Below are 17,230 nucleotides of genomic sequence, written 5' to 3' on the forward strand. Positions count from 1 at the left end.
TATTTATGAGTGATCTGTTTGATGCCGCCGGCCTGGAAGACCAGACACCACATCCGCTGGCGGATCGTTTGCGTCCGGAAAACCTGGATGAGGTGGTCGGGCAGGGGCATCTGACGGAAGAAACCGGTACCCTCAAGAGGATGCTGAAAGCCGGCCGTCTCAGTTCGCTGGTGTTCTGGGGACCGCCCGGGACCGGCAAGACCACCATGGCCCGCCTCCTGGCCCGGGAAACGGATCTCTATTTCGAACAGATCAGCGCGGTTTTCTCCGGCGTGGCGGATCTGCGGAAATGTTTCGAGGCCGCCAAACAGCGCCGCAAATCGGGCCAGGGCACTCTGTTATTTGTGGACGAGATTCACAGGTTTAACCGGTCCCAGCAGGACGGTTTTTTGCCCTATGTGGAGGATGGCACCATCATTCTGGTAGGGGCGACCACGGAAAACCCTTCCTTTGAGCTTAACGCAGCGCTTCTCTCGCGGGTTCAGGTTCTGACCCTCAATCGTCTCGATGAAGAGGCAATGGAGAAGCTCCTGTGCCGGGCAGAGGCACTGACAGGTCAGAAGTTGCCGCTGACCGGGGAAGCCCGCAGCCTGCTGCACAGCATGGCGGACGGGGACGGCCGGTACCTGCTTAATCTGGCGGAAATATTGCTTAATCTCGAGTTTGACGAGGAACTGGACTCAGCCGGGTTGATGAAAGTTCTGCAAAAACGCGCCCCGGTTTATGACAAGGACCGGGAAGGACATTACAACCTGATTTCGGCTTTGCATAAGTCCCTGCGCGGATCAGACACCGATGCGGCGCTCTACTGGACCTCCCGGATGCTGGACGGGGGCGAGGAACCCTTGTATATCCTGCGGCGGCTGGTGAGGTTTGCCGTGGAGGACATCGGCCTTGCTGACCCCGAAGCCCTGCACCAGACTCTTGCCGCCAAGGATGCCTATGAATTCCTCGGCTCTCCGGAAGGGGACCTGGCCCTAATCCAGGCGGTGATTTATCTTGGCACCGCTCCCAAATCCAATGCCGCCTACACGGCCCAGGGGGCGGCGAAAAGGAGCGCGAAGGAGACGGGTTCTCTCAATCCGCCCATGCATATCCTCAATGCGCCGACAAAACTGATGAAAAACCTGGGCTATGGCGACGGCTATGCCTATGACCACAATACGGAACACGGGTTTTCCGGGCAGAACTATTTCCCGGACGGGATGGAACGTCAGAAGTTCTATAACCCGACCGAGAGGGGTTTTGAGCGGGATATCAAAAAGCGCCTCGACTATTGGGCGACACTCAGGGACAAGCTGAGCAAATGAGACAAATGCTGCGGGACATATCTTTAATTCTCGCAGTGTGCCTGCCATTACTGCTTCCTGCGGCAGCTAACACCGAGGGGAAGCTTACGGACAACATCCGGATTTCCAGCAAAATTCTGGGATATGACCTGCAATACCGGATCTATCTGCCTGAGGGTGCAACAGCGGAGGACAGGTTGCCACTGCTTTTTGTGACAGATGGGCAGTGGTACCTTGAGCCGGGCAACATGAAACAGGTTCTGGACCAAGAAATAATGTCCCGTAGAATCAAACCTGTGATGGCAGTGTTTGTGGATAGCAGGAATCCCGACGACTTGATGGAAAACCGGCGCCGGGATCAGTTTTTCTGCAACATAGAGTATGCCAATTTTTTTGCCCGGGAGCTCATCCCCGAAATAAGCTACAACTGGCCGGCAAGTTACAGGCGGGAGGACAAGGTTATTATGGGCCTTTCCTTCGGCGGGGTGAATGCGGCCTGTTTCGGACTGATGCTGAATAAGAATTTTTCAGGCATCGCCATGCAGTCCCCCGCCAATGATCAGCATCTTAAACTTCTACGCGACCTGTACAAAAAGGAAGATCACCTGCCACTCAAAATTTTCATGAGCATAGGCACGAAAAAGGACAATACGGCGGCCGGTCGCAGGTTTAAACAAACGTTGCAGGCCAAAGGCTACGACCTCACCTATATCGAGGTGGAAGAAGGGCACAACTGGAAGAATTGGGGGCCGTTAATTGACGATGTTCTCTGGACTTTCTTTGGCACCGCAAACGACTAATACATATAATCCCGGGTCAGCGGAGCAGCATCCTGTTTCTTCGCTAGCTGGATCTGGAACACCACATGGCCCAGATTACGGAAGGCGCATTCGGCGCTGGCCAGATAGAACATCCACATGCGCAGGAATTTCTCGTCATACAGGTCAATGATCCTGTCCGCCTTGGCTTCACAGGCCAGACGCCATTCTTTCAGGGTCTCTGCATAATGCAACCGCAGGACTTCGATATCGGTGATATAGAGGCCCGCCTTTTCAACGCAGGGGGCGATTTCCGACAGGGCCGGGGCATAGCCGCCCGGGAAGACGTATTTTCGGGTAAAGGCGTCGGTAGCGCCCGGACCGTCTGCACGGCCGATAGTATGAAGCAGGGCGACACCATCGTCCGCAAGCAGGTCATGAACCTTGTCGAAAAAGGTCTGGTACTGGGCATAGCCCACATGTTCAAACATACCGACGGATACAATCCGGTCGAACTTTTCCTGAACCAGCCGGTAATCCTGCAGATGGAAATTGACCTTGCCGTTTGTCTCCGCCCGCTTCTGGGCGTAGGCAAGCTGTTCCTCGCTCAGGGTGATGCCGGTAACATCGGCGCCGGACAGTTCATTGAGGGTCAGGGCAAGGCCGCCCCAGCCGCATCCGATATCAAGTAATTTGTGAGAATCTTTCAGTAATAGCTTATTAAATATGTGTTTTTTCTTGTTTATCTGGGCCTGTTCAAGGCTGTCGTCGGGGCTTTCGAAATAGGCGCAGCTATATTGCCGGTCCGGGTCAAGGAACAGTTCGTACAGTTCGCTGGAGAGGTCATAATGATGGGCGACATTCCGTTTGGAGCGGCCGGCCGGGTTGATCTGGTCAACCAGTCCCATGATCCGGGTAAAGGGCGTCTTGCCGGTACTGTGCATGGCATTACCCTTGCGCCATTCCATGTTTTTGGTAACCAGATACAGGAAATCATATATGGAAGAATCGCCCTCAATGGTGAGTTCCCCCTCCATCCAGGCTTCGCCGGTGACCAGGTCGGGTTTCAGGAAAATGCGCCGTGGCAGGGAAGCGCTGTGAAACCTGACGGTCACTTCCATCTCATCGGATCCGGCAAAGCTGTGCTTTTTGCCTGCTGCATCGATGATGTGAAGCGTCCCGAATTGAATCAATTTGTTCAATAATAGAGAAAGCAAAAACATGTTATTCGTCCCCAAATGCCTAACTGTCAGTTTCACGCCTGTACATTTGCGGCTATGATGGCAGGAATGAAAAGAGCATGCAAGTCAATGAATAGCGAGATTAGTTTTACCGCCGTCGACTGGACCGGAGCAAAGGGGAACAGGCACAGTTCCATTGCCGTCGCGGAAATTTCCGCAGGAGAATCGGCGCCGCGAGAGGTCCTTCCGTCACAGGGACGCTGGTCCCGGCAGGCGGTGGCGGACTGGATCCTGGATCTGGCTGACAGGGGGAAGTCTGCCCTGATCGGGTTCGACTTTTCGTTTGGCCTGCCTTATGCCGATGTCGGAGCCTATTTCCCCGAGCAGCCGTCCGACTATGGCGCGGCGGCTGATTTCTGGGGTTTTGTCGAGGAAAAAACAGCGGCAGAAAAGGATTTCTATGCTGGCCCTCTGGTCAGAGATGCCGAACTGGAAGCTTATTTTCACCGGCCGGGCCTTAAAGGGGAGCGTTACGAGAAGCGTCTGCGCCTCTGTGAAAAGGAAAACCTGGCCCAGGGGTTTGGCTGGTCGGAAAGCTGCTTCCATCTGATCGGGCCAAGCCAGGTGGGGCTGGCCAGCCTGTCCGGCATGCGGATGCTGCGCTACCTGAAAGAGAAAAATCCTGAAATTTCCATCTGGCCGTGGGATGAGTTTAATCCGGATGGCATCACCATTATCGAAATATATGCCCGTATATTCCGCATCATGGGTGGCCAGGGATCGCTGAAGCTGCGGGATATGTCCAGCCTGAACCAGGCCCTTGCAGCACTCGGCAGCAGCCCGGTTGACAGGGGCCTTTCCGATAACCGTCTGACGGACCATCTGACCGATGCCCTGGTGACCGCGGCCGGCCTGAAAGCCATTGCCCATGATCCGGCCTGCTGGTCGCCCCGAACTGCCACAAGGGAGGCGCTCAGGTTTGAAGGCTGGACTTTTGGCATAAAGTAAGGGCGAGAGTACAGTAATTTCATTGAACCTGCCGGTAAAGTATGGCATGTCCTGTGCGAGAATAAGGAGAAAAGGCATGAATATGCTTCTGGCGGCCGCGGCCGGTGGTGCCCTCGGGGCAACCTGCCGGTTGCTGGTGGGGCGGCTGATGCTGAATCTGATGGGGCCGGGGTTTCCCTGGGGCACCCTGACGGTCAATATCGTCGGGTCCTTTATTATGGGACTGATTGTGCATCTGCTGGCGGTAAAATACCAGTTGCCCCATGTCTGGCAGGTATTTCTGGTGACCGGCGTATTGGGCGGCTTTACCACATTTTCCGCCTTTTCCCTTGAACTTGGTCGCATGTTGCAGCAAAGCGCCCTGAATACGGCGGCCCTTTATGGCGCCGGGTCGATCATTTTCGGTGTGGCGGCGCTTTTTGCCGGCATGATGGCGGCCAGATATATAACAGGATAAAAATATGGCGGGTGTTACTCACCGCAAGGTAAAAGCAGAGGAACAGGACTGGCGCCTGGATAAGTGGTTTCGGGAAAACTATCCGGGGCTGGCTTACGGCCGTCTGTCGAAACTGTTACGCACCGGCCAGATCAGGCTGGACGGCAAGAGGGCGAAGGCTGCCAGCCGGCTTGATGCCGGGATGGAAATCCGTATTCCGCCGGTCGATGATGACGCCACGACGTCAATAGTTCCGGAAAAACCGGTTCGTAAGACCCTGTCAGATGAAGATGCGCAGATGATGCGCAATATGGTCATCTATCAGGATGACAGTGTTATTGTGCTGAACAAGGAACCGGGGCTTGCCGTCCAGGGCGGCAGCAAGATTACCCGCCATGTGGACGGAATGCTGGATGCGTTGCGCGGCGACAAGAAGGAACGGCCGAGGCTTGTGCACCGGCTGGACAAGGACACCAGTGGCGTTCTGGTCATTGCCCGTACGGCGGCGGCAGCCAAAAGCCTGACGGAATCCTTTCGTGAGCGGACCACCAACAAAATCTACTGGGCGCTGGTAATGGGCCGGCCCGAGATGATGCAGGGCACCATCAAGGCGCCGCTGGACAAGGAACCGGGCACGCAGGGTGAACGGATGATGGTGTCCGACAAGGGCAAGAGGGCGGTGACCGATTTTGCGGTCATGGATCACGCCCTCAACGAGGTCAGCTGGGTGGCCTTTAAACCACTGACCGGACGTACCCACCAGATCAGGGTTCATGCCACTGTGCTGGGTACGCCCATTGTCGGGGACGGCAAATATGGCGGCAAGGAAGCCTTCCTCGACGGGGCAGTGAGCAAGAAACTGCATCTGCATGCCCGCCATCTGGATATCCGTCATCCCGACGGCGGTACCCTGTCCGTGACGGCGGACTTGCCCCGGCATATGCGGGAAAGCTGGAAAATGTTTGGGTTTGACGCCCATGACAAGACCGATCCCTTTGCCGAACAAGAATATTAAGACGCGGAAGTTGGAATAGCTCATGAAGCTTATCGTTTTCGATTGTGACGGCACGCTGGTTGACGGCCAGCATATGATCCTGGACAGCATGCGTCATGCGAGCCGGATCTGTGCGGTGGACTATCCCGGCGACGAGCCGGTGCGCCGCATTGTCGGTCTGTCCCTGCTTCGGGCGATCGAGGATGTTTTCCCTGACCTGCATGTGGATCATCATATGTCCATCCGCGAGGCCTTTATCGACCGGTTCCAGCAGCTCCGGGCCGAGGAACATGAAGAACCGCTGTTTGACGATGTACGTGAGGTTCTGGAAAGTCTGAATGACGAAGGTTATCTACTGGGTGTGGCGACGGGCAAATCACGGCGGGGCCTGATCAACACATTGAAAAACCATGACCTGGAAAAATATTTCATCACCCTGAATACCGCCGACGACGGGCCGGGAAAGCCGCATCCCTCCATGCTGCTCAACGCCATGCGGGACGCCGGTGCGGAACCGGAGGAAACAGTCATGGTCGGCGACACGACGTATGATATCCAGATGGCCAAGGCGGCCCGGGTCCGCGCCATTGGCGTAAGCTGGGGATATCATCCGGAAAATGAATTGTCGACGGCCGGTGCAGATCATATCATTGACAGGATTTTGCATCTGCCGACAATTGTGGGCCTATCTGCCGGAAAAGGGGATAAACCATGAAACGTTTCTACAAGAATGTGGATCTCGGCGAACAGGACGGCGGCTACGTGATCCTTCTGGACGGCCGCGCGGTCAAGACGCCGGAACGTCGGCTTGTTATGGCGCCCAACCAGGATCTTGCGGACAGTCTGGCGCAGGAATGGCGCGACCAGGGGGAGGACGTCTTGCCCCGGACCATGCCCATGAACAAATATCTCTGTACCGCCATCGACCGGGTGGCGACCCAGCGGGAGTCCCTGATTGAGGAACTGGTGGGCTATGGCGGTTCAGACCAGATCTGCTACCGGGCAGAACATCCCGCCGATCTTGTCAGTCGCCAGCAGGAAGTCTGGGACCCCATTGTCAAATGGATGGGCAAGGAAATGGGTATTTTTCTGAAAACCACCTCCGGCATCATCCATGTTGAGCAGGAGAGGGCAGAGATGGACAAGCTGAGACGTCTACTGGCCGTGCTCAATGAGTTTGAAATTGCCGCCCTGCATAACATGACCACCCTGACCGGCTCAGTCTCAATCGGCATGGCCCTGCTGCATGACCGGATCGACCTGGACAGGGCCTGGGCGGCCTCCCAGCTTGATGAAGAATATCAGATCGAGCAATGGGGGCAGGACAAAGAGGCTGAGGAACGGCGCGCCAATATGCGTGAGGAACTTGGCCACGCCGCCCGTTTCCTGTCGCTGGTGCGTTAGGTGACTTCTTCCCCTTTCACCTCTCCGCTGATGGCCAGCACGATGTAGCCAAAGACAGCGGAGAGCAACGATCCCGCGATTACCCCGACACGTAATTCCGTACTCAGGTCCGGACCGGTCTCGAAGGCCAGTGAACCAATAAACAGGCTCATGGTGAAACCGATGCCGGTGAGCAGGCTGACGCCATACAGCTTGAGCCAGCTTGTCCGGTCCGGCAGTCTGGCGAAACCGGTAATGATGGCGAGCCACGACAGGCCAAACACTCCAATCTGTTTACCGATAAAGAGGCCCGCGGCAATGCCGAGCGAGACCGGATGCAGAAGGACTGCCGGATCAAGGCCCAACAGCGGCACCCCGGCATTGGCAAAGGCGAAGACCGGCAGGATCATATAGGCGACCCAGGGGTGCAGGCTATGCTCCAGAATTTCCAGCGGACTGTCGCCTTCCTCATTTTTGGTTCTGAGCGGAATGGCCATGGCGATCACCACGCCGGCAAGGGTGGCGTGAATGCCGGATTTGAGCACAAATATCCACAGGAACGCCCCGACAATCATATAGGCGGCAATATGGGTGACCCGCATTCGGTTCAGGATAAACAGGATGGCGATGGCGCTGGCCGCCAGGACCAGTGACAGGGTCGACAGGTTGGAGGTATAAAAGAGCGCAATAATGACAATGGCGCCCAGGTCATCAATGATGGCCAGCGCCGTCAGGAAAATCTTCAGCGACAGCGGCACCCGGTTACCCAGCAGGCTGAGCAGGCCGAGGGCAAAGGCAATATCGGTGGCCGCGGGGATCGCCCAGCCGCTCAGGCCGGGGGCATAGTCCATATTGAACCAGACATAGATCAGGGCAGGGACCGCCATCCCGCCCAGCGCAGCAATGGCGGGCAGGGAAAGCTGGCTCATGCTAGACAGGTTACCGTCCAGGATTTCACGTTTTATTTCAAGGCCAACCAGAAGAAAAAAGACAGCCATCAGGCCATCATTGATCCACAGAAGCAGGGGTTTTGCAATGCCAAGGTCCCCGATGCTGACGGCCAGAGGTACATCCAGTAACTGGTCATACAGGCTGGCCAGGGGACTGTTGTCCGCCAGAATGGCCAGCATGGCGGCAAGGATCAGCAAAATACCGGCGGAAGACTCCAGCTTGAAAAAGCGGCGTACAAAATCGGCGGCGGTGAGGTGGATGGTCACAATTTTCTCCTGTCGGCGTTAAGGTGTTATCGTGCCTCTATATGGTGGACTATTATATATATCGTACACTGGATTGGAACGACTTCCGTCCACCCCACATGAAGAATGGCTGTGAAGATCATATCACCTTTATGAACTGCGCCTTTTAATGAATTATGCTAGGTTTATCCGGTTCGGAGGACATCCGGGAAAAAAACACTTGCAAAAAGACGCCGTCCGACATAATCAATGTTACTCGTGAGTAGAAAAACGGATGTACCATTAATAAAACTACTCCATAATGTAAAAACGCATCTTTTTATAGTGAGGTGGTCATGCAGGAAATCCTTGAAGAACTTGAACGCAGGCGGTCCCAGGCACGGGCCGGGGGCGGGGAACGCCGGGTCGAGGCACAGCATGCCAAGGGCAAACTTACCGCCCGGGAACGTATCGAGCTTCTTGTGGATCCTGACAGCTTTGAAGAATATGACATGTTCATGGAACATCGCTGCGTTGATTTCGGCATGCAGGAGCAGAAGGTTTCCGGTGACGGTGTGGTGATCGGTTCCGGCACCATCAATGGCCGCCTAGTCTATGTCTTCAGCCAAGACTTCACCGTTTTCGGCGGATCACTGTCAGAATCTCACGCGGAAAAAATGTGCAAGATCATGGATATGGCCATGACCAACGGTGCACCGGTGATCGGCATCAATGATTCCGGTGGCGCCCGCATCCAGGAAGGTGTGGCGGCGCTGGCCGGTTATGCGGATGTTTTCCAGAAGAATATTATGGCATCCGGTGTGGTGCCGCAGGTTTCCCTGATCATGGGCCCCTGTGCCGGCGGGGCGGTTTACAGCCCGGCCATGACCGACTTTATTTTCATGGTCAAGGACAGCTCCTATATGTTTGTGACCGGCCCCGATGTGGTGAAAACCGTGACCAACGAAGTGGTGACCCAGGAAGAGCTTGGCGGCGCTATCACCCATACCAGCAAATCAAGCGTGGCCGACCTGGCGCTGGAAAACGATCTGGAAGCGATCAAGCAGACAAGGCGTTTCTATGACTTCCTGCCGCTCAACAGCCGCGAAAAACCACCGGTACGACCCACCTTTGACGATCCGGAACGCATCGAGATGTCACTGGATACGCTGGTCCCGGCCAATGCCAACAAACCTTATGATATGCACGAACTGATCCGGAAGGTGGCTGACGAAGGGGATTTCTTCGAAATTCAGCCGGCTTTTGCCAAGAATATCCTGACCGGTTTCGGCCGCATGGACGGCCAGACGGTCGGTTTTGTCGCCAACCAGCCGATGGTTCTGGCCGGATGTCTGGATATTGATGCCTCGCGCAAGGCGGCCCGCTTTGTCCGTTTCTGCGATTGTTTCAATATTCCAATCATTACCTTTGTCGATGTGCCCGGCTTCCTGCCCGGCACCAAACAGGAATATGGCGGCATTATCAAACATGGCGCCAAGCTGCTGTTTGCTTACGGCGAAGCGACGGTGCCTAAAATCACTGTGATCACCCGCAAGGCCTACGGCGGCGCCTATGACGTTATGGCATCCAAGCATCTGCGCGGTGACCTGAACTATGCCTGGCCGACGGCCGAGATTGCCGTGATGGGCGCCAAAGGCGCGGTGGAGATTATTTTCCGTGGTGAACCGGAAAAAATCGAGGAAAAAACCAAGGAATATACCGACAAGTTCGCCAATCCCTTTGTGGCGGCCAGCCGGGGCTATATCGATGATGTAATCATGCCCCATGCCACCCGGCGGCGTATTACCCGCGGGCTGAAGCTGTTGAAGAACAAGCAGCTCAGCAATCCATATAAAAAACACGACAATATTCCGCTGTAGGGTCCGGGAAGGGAGTACGAAACATGTTTTCAAAAATACTGATTGCCAACCGTGGTGAAATTGCCTGCCGCGTCATTAAAACCGCCCGCAGGATGGGCATCAAAACGGTGGCAGTATATTCAGATGCGGATGCAGATGCCCTGCACGTGCTGATGGCGGATGAAAAAGTCCATATCGGGGCGGCACCGGCAGCGGAAAGTTACCTGATTGCTGACAAAATTGTTGAGGCCGCCAAGAAAACCGGGGCTGAAGCAATTCATCCGGGATATGGTTTCCTGTCCGAAAATGCCACCTTCTGCAACCGGCTGAAGGAAGAAGGCATTGCCTTCATCGGCCCGGGTGTGAAGGCTATTGGCGCCATGGGGGACAAGATTGAATCCAAGAAACTGGCCGCCGAGGCCGGTGTCAGCACGGTGCCCGGTTATATGGGTGTGATCAAGGATGCGGATGAGGCGGTGAAAATTGCCGGCGAGATCGGTTATCCGGTAATGATCAAGGCCTCGGCCGGCGGTGGCGGCAAGGGCATGCGGGTGGCATATAATGACGAGGAAGCCCGCGACGGGTTTCTGTCCGCTACCAATGAAGCCAGGTCAAGTTTTGCCGATGACCGGGTCTTTGTGGAAAAATTCATTGAGGAACCGCGCCATATCGAGATCCAGGTGCTGGGAGATTCCCACGGCAACGTGATTTACCTGGGTGAACGGGAATGTTCCATCCAGCGCCGTCACCAGAAGGTGATCGAGGAAGCGCCAAGCCCGTTCATTGATGCGGAAACCCGCAAGGCCATGGGCGAACAGGCGGTTGCCCTGTCCCATGTGGTGGACTATCAGTCCGCCGGTACTGTCGAATTTATTGTCGACAAGGAACGCAATTTCTATTTCCTGGAAATGAACACCCGCTTGCAGGTGGAGCATCCGGTTACCGAGATGATCACCGGCATTGACCTGGTGGAACAGATGATCCGGGTCGCCTACGGGGAAAAACTGACCATCACCCAAGACGATGTGAAACTCAACGGCTGGGCTATGGAGAGCCGAATTTATGCGGAAGATCCGCTCCGCGGTTTCCTGCCTTCCATCGGCCGGGTCAGCTATTACGTGCCGCCGGAGGAAAGTGATTTTGTCCGCGTGGATACCGGCATCTACGAAGGCTCGGAAATCAGCATGTATTACGATCCGATGATCGCCAAGCTTGTCACTTACGGGGCCAACCGGGATGAAGCCATTCAGCATATGCGCAAGGCGCTGGACGACTATTACATCCGCGGGGTGGGCCATAATATCGCTTTCCTCAGCGATGTGATGAATGCCAAACGTTTTCAGGAAGGCAGCCTGACCACCAACTATATTGCCGAGGAATATCCCGACGGTTTCACAGGCGGTACCCTGACTGATGAAACCCGGCTCAATATGGTGGCGGTGGCCATGGTCGTTCATGCCATGGAATTTAACCGGGCCCGGAATATTTCCGGCCGTATTCTGGAGAGTTCTCCCGCCTTCGATGCCCAATGGATTGTGTCGGTGGGTCAGCAGGATCACGTCACAGGCTTCTTTGCCACGGAAGACGGCTGCATGGTCAGTGTTGACAAGGAAAATATGGTCGTGATCACCAAATGGGTGCCCGGTAAAAAAGTCTTTGCTGCCGATGTGAACGGTCGCGACATTAGTGTTGAGGTGGATTATCTGGATGACGGATATCTGCTGACCCATGACGGCGCCAGCGAAAAGGTCACCATCTATACGGAACGGCAGGCGGAGCTTGCGGCCCTGATGCCGGAAAAACTGCCGCCTGATACCTCCAGGCTGCTGCTGTGTCCGATGCCGGGTCTTGTGGTCTCCGTCAATGTGGAAAAAGGGGACGAGGTCAAGGCCGGCCAGATCCTCGCTGTGGTCGAAGCCATGAAAATGGAAAACAACCTGCGGGCCGAGCGCGACGGCGTGGTCCTGAACGTGCCTGCCAAGGCCGGTGACAGCCTGGCGGTGGACGATGTGATCATCGAATTCGAGTAATTAGTGTAAATAGTCTGAAGAGGCCTCCCGGAATCCCGGGGGGCCTTTTTTGTATTTATCTATCCACTTAAACTCATCATGAAAATTTAACTAAAATTTTATCTTTTCTTCCCGGTTTTGGAAAAAAGCACCTTTAGCTTTCATCTGCCTTGTCCTGGCAAGGGGATTTATTGAAACATAGAGGAAGATGAAATGTTTAAAAAGACCACGAAGACCAAGCTTCTTGCACTGTCCCTGGCGACAACAATGTTGTCACCGGTGCTTGCAAAAGCGGATTTTATTACTGCAGAAGACCCAATGATGGTGGGGGTTAACGGTGCCCAGACAACAGCTCTGTTCACTGTAGGGGAAACCATCAACGGATATACGCCGACCGGAATTATGGATGGAATCGGCGCCTATTCACTGAACGACACCACGGTCCGCGTTCTGGTCAGCCATGAACTCGGCGGTAACCGCGGTTATGCCTATCAGCTTGATGACGGCCTCGGCGGTACTGTTAATGTAACCGGCGCCCGGATCAGCTATTTTGATATCGACAAGGCGACAAAAAATATCGTTGATGCCGGACAGGCCTACAGTCAGATTATCGACCGCAACGGAAGCATCGTTGCCGATCCGGCTCAGATCGGTGGCGGACTGAATCGCCTGTGCTCCAGCGCCCTGTTTGAAGCCAACCATTTTGACAATGGCCGCGGTTTTGATGACCGGGTCTATTTCACCGGTGAAGAAGCTGGCAACGGCACCCAGTATGCGGTTGATGTGGAAAGCGGCAAGGCCTACGCCATGCCGGCAGTCGGTTACGGTTCCTGGGAAAATGTCACCGCGGTTGATACCGGTGTCGACAACAAGGTTGCCCTGGTGCTCGGGGATGATACAGGCGGTGCGCCGCTTTATATGTATGTGGGTGAAAAAAGCACGGCCGCTGATGCAGGTTTCCTGGAGCGGAATGGCCTTGCTGACGGTAAGCTTTACGCCTGGAAAGCTGAAAACGGCGATCTGGATCCCGCAGCCTTCAACGGCTCCAACGGCAACGGCCTGAGCCGGGATGGTTCTTGGGTGGAAGTCACTCCCTATAATCCCGCAATGGCCGGTCAGCCTGGCTATGATGCAGAAGGTTATGCTCTTGCCTCAACCTTGCAGGCGGAAGCTGACAGCCTTGGCGCATTCTCTTTCTCCCGTCCGGAAGATGTGTCTACAAATCCGGAAAACGGTCAGGAACTGGTGTTTGCATCTACCGGCCGCTCCAGCCTGTTCGACGGTGCTGATAAATGGGGTACAACCTATAAAGTCAGTCTTGAATTCGATGCCGAGGGCAATCCTATCGGCGCCCTGACAGAGATCCTTTATGATGGCGATGCAGATCCCGACAACAAGTTGCGCAGCCCGGATAACCTGGACTGGGCCGATAACGGCAAAATCCTGCTGCAGGAAGACAAATCCTATGACTGGGCATTGGGCGGCAACCTTGCAGAGGCCTCTATTGCCTATCTTGATCCGGCCAACGGCTGGCTGCGTCAGGTCGCCGAAATGGACCGTCTGGCTCTTCCGGACGGTATCATTGACCAGGATGCGGGTATTCTCGGCAGCTGGGAATCTTCAGGCATCCTTGATGTGTCTTTCCTGTTCGGCACCGACGCGGGAACCCTGTTCCTGTTTGACGTCCAGGCCCACGGCATCGACGGGCAGGGAGTCTTTGTGAACGGAGAACTGGTTGAGGGCGGACAGCTTCTGATGCTGGATATGACGTCTTTCCGGGTACCGGAACCGGCTGGCCTGGGTCTGCTTGGTCTTGGTCTCGGCGGTCTGGCGCTCACTCGTCGCCGTCGCAAAGCCTGACCGACGGCCAGGTGGTAATAAATATTGGCCGGTGCTGTTCTCAGCACCGGCTTTTTCATTGAAAATATTTACGCACTGCATAAACTGTGCCCATGCTTGAAGACGGACATATCGCAAGGCGGCTCATTATCCACGGAAAGGTCCAGGGGGTCTGGTACCGGGCCTGGACAGTGGAGAACGCCACGGAACTGGGACTGGATGGCTGGGTCAGGAACCGGGCCGACGGTACCGTGGAGGCTTTGTTGGTAGGAAATGCCGCTGATGTGGAAGAAATGATCAATCGTTGCCAGGCGGGGCCGGAGAGGGCGACAATAGCCAAAATCGAACAATTTCCTGCCCGGGGACTCACGGGAAAGGGCTTTGTCAAGAAACCCACCGTCGACCTGAAGGACAGCCGGAATTAATCCGTAAGGGACTTCATTCCGGTTTCCGGTGCTTAATGAAGTGCTTCGGTATCATTGTAGGCCGTGGATTGAAAATCCGAGATAGAGTCCATAGCCTTTAGCCAATGTACGGAGGAATAGAGGCTCAGGGTGCGGGACTGTGGATCCGTGCCATCTTCCTCGGTAAAATCGGCTTGCCAGATGATCCCTTTGGCTTCCGGGAAACTATGGGACGCCAACTGTTCATCGAAAAGCCGCTCAAGGATACAGTCTTCGCTCATGGCGTCAGCCAGCAGGCGGGTCACAAAGGCCGCCTGGGGGGCTTCCGAGATCAGTTTCCCTGCTTCGGGGTTTAAGGCGGTTACCTGAAGGGTGAGGTGCATGGCGCCCGGTTTCGGGAATTTGGCCGGGACTGCCTTTTGCAGCAGCACAGCCGCCGCAAAGATCCTGGCATGAAGCTTGATATCCGAAGCCTCTTCCCATGGTTTGTGATCTTCCCGCAAATCCTGGACAATATTTCGCCGCGCGCCGGCAGTGATGCTGGTGCGAAGTTTATATTCCAGAACCGCGTCGGCGGCGTCATCAGGGTCCAGGTCCTGAAGGGCCATCATGGTCATTTCCACCAGATCGGGGCCGGACAGACCCTCGATCCCGTCGACGTCGAGCTGTTTCAAAAGCGCCAGATAATCATTTTCAGTCCATGTATCGGGCATATCATGAATTTTTTCCAGACTGACGACGGTCACATTAAATAGGGGTTTCATCTCTTTCATATCCTCTTAATCACTATGATTACAGAATCACGGCGACACCGGGAAAATGATGAGCGGAAATTGCGGTGGAATTGCGGTGGAATTGCGATGGCTGGGGATGCTGGTGACAGGAATTACACAATTTCAGGAGATGCAATCAGGTATCGGTTCCGGGGCTTTTTCCGGTAGTTGATGTTACCGTTCGTTTGATCCAAAAATCTCGTCCCATGTCCTTCTCAGCGCCGCATCCACATCGTCCATGGTCACCGGCAGGCCCAGATCGACGAGGGAGGTGACGCCGTGCTCGGAAATGCCGCAGGGCACGATGCCGCTGAAATGTTCCAGGTCCGGTTCCACATTGATGGAAATGCCGTGAAACGTCACCCAGTTTCTGACCCTCACGCCGATGGCGGCAATCTTGTCTTCACGGGGTAAAATGCTGCCGGAGACATCGCGGCTGACCCAGACGCCGACCCGGCCTTCGCGCCGCTCACCGGTCACATTGAATTCGGCCAGCGTATCGATGACCCATTGTTCCAGGTTGGTGACGAATTTGCGCAGGTCCCGGCCGCGCCTCCGCAGGTCGAGCATCACATAGGCGACGCGCTGGCCCGGCCCGTGATAGGTATATTGGCCGCCGCGCCGGGCATCATAGACCGGAAAGCGCTCAGGATCGATCAGGTCGTTGACATCGGCCGACGTGCCGGCGGTATAGAGGGGAGGGTGCTGCAACAGCCAGACCAGTTCTTTTGCCGTGCCGGCGTGAATGTCGTGCACCCGTTGTTCCATCCTCGCCAGCGCCTCTTCATAAGGCACGAGCCGGTCGGTGATTTCCCATTCAATGTCGGTTGACCCTGGAGCCATTTTTATGCCGGGACCCTGTTGTTAACCTAAAAATAACTATGCTAAGACATGCTTTGCTGTCATTATGTTCCTATATATTGCGAACGGTAAAAAGTGAAGGATTAACCGAATAAATGTCACAGGCCATTGAAGATGTCGATATTGAGCTGACCCTTGTTTTGGGGCAGGCGATGATGCCAATCCGTCATTTGCTCAAGCTTGGTCGTGGAGCGGTGATCGATCTGGATGGAGACCAGGACCAGCCGGTCAAGCTTTATGCCAATGGCGAACTGATTGCCCGGGGCGAGATCGTCGTCTCCGGTGAAAATATCGCCGTCAATATTACCGAAAGCGTCAAAAGCTACCAGATCTAGGTTGTTTTGCCGGTTAATAGCTGCCGGAACATGGCTTTTTCCTAAATAGAACAAAAAAAAAGTGTATAAAATAAAAAAATACATAAAAACTTGAAAGTATGATATTTAGGTTCTACATATACCGAAACAAAATGTGGAAATCGGTGCCCCGGACGGGGCGGTTAGGATCTGGTGATGGATGCCATCGCAATAGAAGAGGAACAATCAGGAGGGCTGGCGTCTGAACGCCTGCAGCGTCTTTATGGCGGCCTGGAGGACAGTGTTCAGCTTCTGGATGCCATGATCAACCGGGAATTCAACGGCAGGATCGCCCTGGTCTCTTCCTTTGGCGCCGAATCCGTGGTGCTTCTTGATCTGGTGGCGCAGGTTAATCCTCACACACCGGTCGTCTTCCTCAACACCAGGAAGCTGTTCGGCGAAACCCTGAAATATCGCGATACACTGGCGGAAAAACTCGGCCTGACCAATATCATCACCCAGTTGCCCGATGAAGAGGAAGTCAAGGCGGAGGACCATAACGGTCTTTTGTGGACACGGGATACGGACGCCTGCTGCGATCTGCGCAAGGTGCGGCCGCTGGCCCGGGCGATGAACCGGTATGATGCGTGGATTACCGGGCGTAAACGCTTCCAGTCTTCGACGCGTGCCTCTATTCCGCTGGTGGAACAGGACGGTTCGAAAACAAAAATCAATCCGCTGGCCTTCTGGAGCCAGGGGGAGATTGATCAGCGCATCAGGGAGCTTGGCCTGCCGGAACACCCGCTGGTCTCGCAGGGATTTCCGTCTATCGGCTGCATGCCCTGTACCCACCGGGTGGAAGCCGGAGAGGACCGCCGGGCCGGGCGCTGGGCCGGGCAGGACAAGACCGAGTGCGGCATCCATATCGGGGCCAACATCTAGAGTTTCTCATGTTTACGGGTCAAAGG

Annotated in this window: 17 protein-coding genes; 13 read left to right on the forward strand and 4 right to left on the reverse strand. The window is 55.2% G+C overall.

From position 1 onward, the window contains the following. Positions 1-5: 5 nt before the first annotated feature. Positions 6-1,310, forward strand: coding sequence for a replication-associated recombination protein A (locus ACORNT_RS10120; protein ID WP_321389984.1), 1,305 nt, complete (start codon positions 6-8; stop codon positions 1,308-1,310). Continuing rightward, entirely contained in the window at positions 1,307-2,089 is a 783-nt protein-coding gene (locus ACORNT_RS10125) for an alpha/beta hydrolase (protein ID WP_321389986.1), read from the forward strand. Before ACORNT_RS10120 ends, ACORNT_RS10125 begins: the two co-directional genes overlap by 4 nt. Here ACORNT_RS10125 and ACORNT_RS10130 read toward each other — a convergent pair. Continuing rightward, on the reverse strand, positions 2,086-3,270 hold the full coding sequence (locus ACORNT_RS10130; RefSeq protein ID WP_321389989.1) for a cyclopropane-fatty-acyl-phospholipid synthase family protein: 1,185 nt from the start codon (positions 3,268-3,270) through the stop codon (positions 2,086-2,088). The two genes, ACORNT_RS10125 and ACORNT_RS10130, sit on opposite strands and share 4 nt — an antisense overlap. An 87-nt stretch (positions 3,271-3,357) precedes the next feature. Here ACORNT_RS10130 and ACORNT_RS10135 point away from each other — a divergent pair, with 87 nt between their 5' ends. The 5 genes from ACORNT_RS10135 (at position 3,358) to ACORNT_RS10155 (ending at position 7,070) form a co-directional block, all read left to right on the forward strand. After that, entirely contained in the window at positions 3,358-4,236 is an 879-nt protein-coding gene (locus tag ACORNT_RS10135; protein WP_321389991.1) for a hypothetical protein, read from the forward strand. 76 nt (positions 4,237-4,312) lie between these two features. Then, positions 4,313-4,693 carry a fluoride efflux transporter CrcB gene (crcB, locus tag ACORNT_RS10140; protein ID WP_321389994.1) on the forward strand — a complete coding sequence of 127 codons (381 nt, stop codon included), beginning with the start codon at positions 4,313-4,315 and terminating at the stop codon, positions 4,691-4,693. Positions 4,694-4,697: 4 nt separating this feature from the next. Then, entirely contained in the window at positions 4,698-5,687 is a 990-nt protein-coding gene (locus tag ACORNT_RS10145; RefSeq protein ID WP_321389997.1) for an RluA family pseudouridine synthase, read from the forward strand. 22 nt (positions 5,688-5,709) lie between these two features. Beyond that, positions 5,710-6,381, forward strand: a complete 672-nt coding sequence (locus ACORNT_RS10150) for an HAD-IA family hydrolase (protein WP_321390000.1) — start codon at positions 5,710-5,712, stop codon at positions 6,379-6,381. Beyond that, positions 6,378-7,070, forward strand: coding sequence for an ATP12 family chaperone protein (locus ACORNT_RS10155; RefSeq protein WP_321390003.1), 693 nt, complete (start codon positions 6,378-6,380; stop codon positions 7,068-7,070). The genes ACORNT_RS10150 and ACORNT_RS10155 overlap by 4 nt, the downstream gene beginning before the upstream one ends. On the opposite strand, the gene nhaA is transcribed toward ACORNT_RS10155, so the two are convergent. Beyond that, entirely contained in the window at positions 7,067-8,266 is a 1,200-nt protein-coding gene (gene nhaA / locus ACORNT_RS10160; protein WP_321390006.1) for a Na+/H+ antiporter NhaA, read from the reverse strand. The genes ACORNT_RS10155 and nhaA overlap by 4 nt on opposite strands. A gap of 314 nt (positions 8,267-8,580) precedes the next feature. On the opposite strand from nhaA, the gene ACORNT_RS10165 reads away from it, so the two are divergent. The 4 genes from ACORNT_RS10165 (at position 8,581) to ACORNT_RS10180 (ending at position 14,356) form a co-directional block, all read left to right on the forward strand. Continuing rightward, the gene (locus tag ACORNT_RS10165; protein WP_321390009.1) at positions 8,581-10,104 is read left to right on the forward strand and encodes an acyl-CoA carboxylase subunit beta; all 1,524 of its coding nucleotides are present in this window, start codon (positions 8,581-8,583) and stop codon (positions 10,102-10,104) included. A 23-nt stretch (positions 10,105-10,127) separates the two neighbouring features. Continuing rightward, complete coding sequence (locus tag ACORNT_RS10170) at positions 10,128-12,113, forward strand: acetyl/propionyl/methylcrotonyl-CoA carboxylase subunit alpha (protein ID WP_321390011.1); 1,986 nt, start codon at positions 10,128-10,130, stop codon at positions 12,111-12,113. Positions 12,114-12,305: 192 nt separating this feature from the next. Further along, positions 12,306-13,952, forward strand: a complete 1,647-nt coding sequence (locus ACORNT_RS10175; protein WP_321390014.1) for an alkaline phosphatase PhoX — start codon at positions 12,306-12,308, stop codon at positions 13,950-13,952. A 92-nt stretch (positions 13,953-14,044) separates the two neighbouring features. Next, a complete protein-coding gene (locus ACORNT_RS10180) occupies positions 14,045-14,356 on the forward strand; it encodes an acylphosphatase (RefSeq protein ID WP_321390017.1) in 312 nt (103 codons plus the stop codon). A gap of 32 nt (positions 14,357-14,388) precedes the next feature. Here ACORNT_RS10180 and ACORNT_RS10185 read toward each other — a convergent pair whose 3' ends face one another. Next, on the reverse strand, positions 14,389-15,099 hold the full coding sequence (locus ACORNT_RS10185) for a hypothetical protein (RefSeq protein ID WP_321390020.1): 711 nt from the start codon (positions 15,097-15,099) through the stop codon (positions 14,389-14,391). 183 nt (positions 15,100-15,282) lie between these two features. Continuing rightward, the gene (gene lipB / locus ACORNT_RS10190) at positions 15,283-15,951 is read right to left on the reverse strand and encodes a lipoyl(octanoyl) transferase LipB (RefSeq protein ID WP_321390023.1); all 669 of its coding nucleotides are present in this window, start codon (positions 15,949-15,951) and stop codon (positions 15,283-15,285) included. Positions 15,952-16,064: 113 nt separating this feature from the next. Here lipB and ACORNT_RS10195 point away from each other — a divergent pair, with 113 nt between their 5' ends. Together ACORNT_RS10195 and ACORNT_RS10200 are read left to right on the forward strand one after the other, a co-directional pair. Next, the gene (locus ACORNT_RS10195; RefSeq protein ID WP_321390026.1) at positions 16,065-16,304 is read left to right on the forward strand and encodes a FliM/FliN family flagellar motor switch protein; all 240 of its coding nucleotides are present in this window, start codon (positions 16,065-16,067) and stop codon (positions 16,302-16,304) included. Positions 16,305-16,478: 174 nt separating this feature from the next. Next, positions 16,479-17,204 (forward strand): phosphoadenylyl-sulfate reductase, encoded by a 726-nt coding sequence (locus ACORNT_RS10200; protein WP_321390029.1) that lies wholly within the window; start codon positions 16,479-16,481, stop codon positions 17,202-17,204. The last annotated feature ends 26 nt before the right edge of the window (positions 17,205-17,230 follow it).

Origin of the sequence: Emcibacter sp., assembly GCF_963675455.1 — a bacterium.
Lineage (GTDB): Bacteria > Pseudomonadota > Alphaproteobacteria > Sphingomonadales > Emcibacteraceae > Emcibacter.

What these genes read in the sequence shown, in the direction of transcription:
- ACORNT_RS10165 (WP_321390009.1), top strand. Translation starts at nt 8,581, where the DNA reads ATGCAGGAAATCCTTGAAGAACTTGAACGCAGGCGGTCCCAGGCACGG.
- ACORNT_RS10135 (WP_321389991.1), top strand. Translation starts at nt 3,358, where the DNA reads ATGAATAGCGAGATTAGTTTTACCGCCGTCGACTGGACCGGAGCAAAG.
- ACORNT_RS10180 (WP_321390017.1), top strand. Translation starts at nt 14,045, where the DNA reads ATGCTTGAAGACGGACATATCGCAAGGCGGCTCATTATCCACGGAAAG.
- ACORNT_RS10120 (WP_321389984.1), top strand. Translation starts at nt 6, where the DNA reads ATGAGTGATCTGTTTGATGCCGCCGGCCTGGAAGACCAGACACCACAT.
- ACORNT_RS10195 (WP_321390026.1), top strand. Translation starts at nt 16,065, where the DNA reads ATGTCACAGGCCATTGAAGATGTCGATATTGAGCTGACCCTTGTTTTG.
- ACORNT_RS10125 (WP_321389986.1), top strand. Translation starts at nt 1,307, where the DNA reads ATGAGACAAATGCTGCGGGACATATCTTTAATTCTCGCAGTGTGCCTG.
- ACORNT_RS10170 (WP_321390011.1), top strand. Translation starts at nt 10,128, where the DNA reads ATGTTTTCAAAAATACTGATTGCCAACCGTGGTGAAATTGCCTGCCGC.
- ACORNT_RS10155 (WP_321390003.1), top strand. Translation starts at nt 6,378, where the DNA reads ATGAAACGTTTCTACAAGAATGTGGATCTCGGCGAACAGGACGGCGGC.
- lipB (WP_321390023.1), bottom strand. Translation starts at nt 15,951, where the DNA reads ATGGCTCCAGGGTCAACCGACATTGAATGGGAAATCACCGACCGGCTC.
- ACORNT_RS10150 (WP_321390000.1), top strand. Translation starts at nt 5,710, where the DNA reads ATGAAGCTTATCGTTTTCGATTGTGACGGCACGCTGGTTGACGGCCAG.
- ACORNT_RS10200 (WP_321390029.1), top strand. Translation starts at nt 16,479, where the DNA reads ATGGATGCCATCGCAATAGAAGAGGAACAATCAGGAGGGCTGGCGTCT.
- ACORNT_RS10175 (WP_321390014.1), top strand. Translation starts at nt 12,306, where the DNA reads ATGTTTAAAAAGACCACGAAGACCAAGCTTCTTGCACTGTCCCTGGCG.
- ACORNT_RS10145 (WP_321389997.1), top strand. Translation starts at nt 4,698, where the DNA reads ATGGCGGGTGTTACTCACCGCAAGGTAAAAGCAGAGGAACAGGACTGG.
- ACORNT_RS10130 (WP_321389989.1), bottom strand. Translation starts at nt 3,270, where the DNA reads ATGTTTTTGCTTTCTCTATTATTGAACAAATTGATTCAATTCGGGACG.
- ACORNT_RS10185 (WP_321390020.1), bottom strand. Translation starts at nt 15,099, where the DNA reads ATGAAACCCCTATTTAATGTGACCGTCGTCAGTCTGGAAAAAATTCAT.
- crcB (WP_321389994.1), top strand. Translation starts at nt 4,313, where the DNA reads ATGAATATGCTTCTGGCGGCCGCGGCCGGTGGTGCCCTCGGGGCAACC.